Genomic DNA, 2,110 nt, shown 5'->3' on the forward strand with positions numbered 1-2,110 from the left:
CGGATGCCCGGGCTGCGGGCCCGCCAGGCGAACCTGCGCAGCCAGCTCGACGCCCTGCAAGCCCAACTCGCCGACCGCGAGGCCTACCTGAAGCTCGCCGACGACCTGGAAGGCTTCCTCGCCCAGCTCCACCACAACGCGGTCACCGCCGACGTCGAAGAACAACAGCGCGTTCTGCGGCTCCTGGTCAAAGACGTCCTGATCGGACCCGAGAAGATCACCATCCGGCACCGGATCCCTCTCCGCGAGCCCGGTCCTGCCACCCGGCACCGAGATCCGCACACCGACACGGAGAGTGACACGGCGGGCGACCGCGGGCCGAGTTATCTATTGCGTTGGGGGCGTGACTGGTGAGCCCTGTGGGGTTCCTGCTCCTGGCGAGCCAGTCGCCCCATCCTCCAGCACCCCGATCCGGAGCCACCCGCGGATCAGTTTCAGCATCGACCGGTCCACGACGCGGCGGGCCACCTGGTCCACGAGGGCGTCATGCCGGATCGACCCGAAACAGTCGCGAATGTCCGCTTCTAGCACCCACTCCCGACCCCGGTTCGCCTCCACGCGTACGCTCTCGCACGCATCGATCGCGGACCGCTTGGGCCGGAAACCGTAGCTGACCGGCAGGAAGTCTGCCTCGAAAATCGGCTCGAGCACGAGCTTCGCGGCGGTCATCACCACCCGATCGGCCACCGTGGGGATAGAAAGCGGCCGGAACTCTCCCGGCCGCCCCGGCTTGGGGATCATGACCCGCCGCAGCGAAGAGGGCCGGTAGGTCCCGGCCCGAAGCTGCTGCGACAGATCCTGGAGGAACTCCTCCACCCCGGAGGCGGCCACGGCGTCAACGGTCAGCCCATCCACGCCGGGAGCGCCCCGGTTCGCACACACGCCGGACCAGGCCCGCCACAAGACATCCCTGCGGAGGATGTGGCCATACAGGGCATGGAACCGACGTTCGGGATCTTGCTTGGCACAGCGGTAGAGCGTCCACTGCAAGGCACGGACCTTGTCCAGAGGCCGGCCGTCCCATCGTGCGACGCCTTCCTCCCGGCGGGTGGAACTAGCCGTTTCGGCACTCACCCGAGCCTCCTCCTCACACGCGATACGCATCGATGAAGCAGGGGGCCTTCGCTCCTGACGGGTTGTGTTGTCCCGTCGATCGGCACTACTACGACCCCCTCCGACTGCCTCTCGACAGCCCGCCACTTCCCGGCTCCACCGGTTATAGGCGGGCCCTGCTTCCCGGGCCGCAGACCCGGGGCCGAGGAGGCCCTCTCCAGTTCCCAGGACAACCTTCCGACCGTTCCACGCCCCTTACGCCGGGAGGTTCTTCGACGCCCGCTCCAGATTCCCAGGCGTCTTCCATGGCCTTCGCCCTCTAAGGCACGGGCTCGGCTCCTCCTTGGCCCCGCTCACGCGGGTCGGTGCTGACGACGCTGCAGGCTTCACTTGATGTTGCGGACCGGCCGGTTGCGCACCCCCAGGGGGTGGTTGTCGCTCCACTTCGACACCGGCCTCTCGACCGACGCCGGGAGCCCCGCTACCGAGGACTCTGGCGTCTCCTCGGACCGGACTCACACCGGCTGGCTGCCCTGAACTTGTCGCCCGAGTTACATCGGACCTCCTTCTCGTCCGACATATCGGACTGCTGGACGTACGCCTGGATCCACCGATGACCATGGAGAGCAGGCTGCGTCATCCCAGGTCAGCCAGCTCTTCGGGCGCTGGTCGATCTTCACCTGAGAGGTGAAGGAGCGGAACGGCCCGATGGGGCCGCTGACCTGGACGAAGGCTGTTCGGGTCCGGTTTTCGTCGGTGGATCCAGGCTCAGGCGTCGTTTTCGCTGGCCGTGTACGAGGCGGGCGGGAACGTGGAGGATGCGGTAGCGCAGGGTCTTCGGGGTGGCCTTGGCGAGCTCGCCGTCCAGGGCGAGGAGCTGGAACCAGCAGCGGAGATCGGCGGCGAGGGTGGTGGCGGTGAGCCAGGCGGCGTTCACCTCCAGCTCGCGCGAGGGAAGCAGGCTGGTCCCGGACGCTTTCTGATCGCGGATCTTGAGCTCAAGAAGGGAATCGTAGGACGTCGATAGATGGCAAAGAGGCTGCGAACAGGCCCATCA

Annotated in this window: 3 protein-coding genes; 1 reads left to right on the plus strand and 2 read right to left on the minus strand. The window is 67.3% G+C overall.

What is annotated here, in order from left to right; all coding sequences use genetic code 11:
• Positions 1 to 354 (plus strand): hypothetical protein (locus ACFP2V_RS22105; protein WP_381215141.1); only part of this gene is annotated, 354 nt, incomplete at its 5' end.
• Here the strand turns inward: ACFP2V_RS22105 and ACFP2V_RS22110 are convergent.
• Both ACFP2V_RS22110 and ACFP2V_RS22115 read right to left on the minus strand, forming a co-directional pair.
• Positions 328 to 1,074, minus strand: a complete 747-nt coding sequence (locus ACFP2V_RS22110; protein WP_381215144.1) for a reverse transcriptase domain-containing protein — start codon at positions 1,072 to 1,074, stop codon at positions 328 to 330. The two genes, ACFP2V_RS22105 and ACFP2V_RS22110, sit on opposite strands and share 27 nt — an antisense overlap.
• Positions 1,075 to 1,729: 655 nt before the next feature.
• The gene (locus tag ACFP2V_RS22115) at positions 1,730 to 2,044 is read right to left on the minus strand and encodes a transposase (protein ID WP_381215147.1); all 315 of its coding nucleotides are present in this window, start codon (positions 2,042 to 2,044) and stop codon (positions 1,730 to 1,732) included.
• Between the last annotated feature and the right edge of the window lie 66 nt (positions 2,045 to 2,110).

Origin of the sequence: Streptomyces incanus (genome assembly GCF_042656345.1) — a bacterium.
Classification (GTDB): domain Bacteria; phylum Actinomycetota; class Actinomycetes; order Streptomycetales; family Streptomycetaceae; genus Streptomyces; species Streptomyces incanus.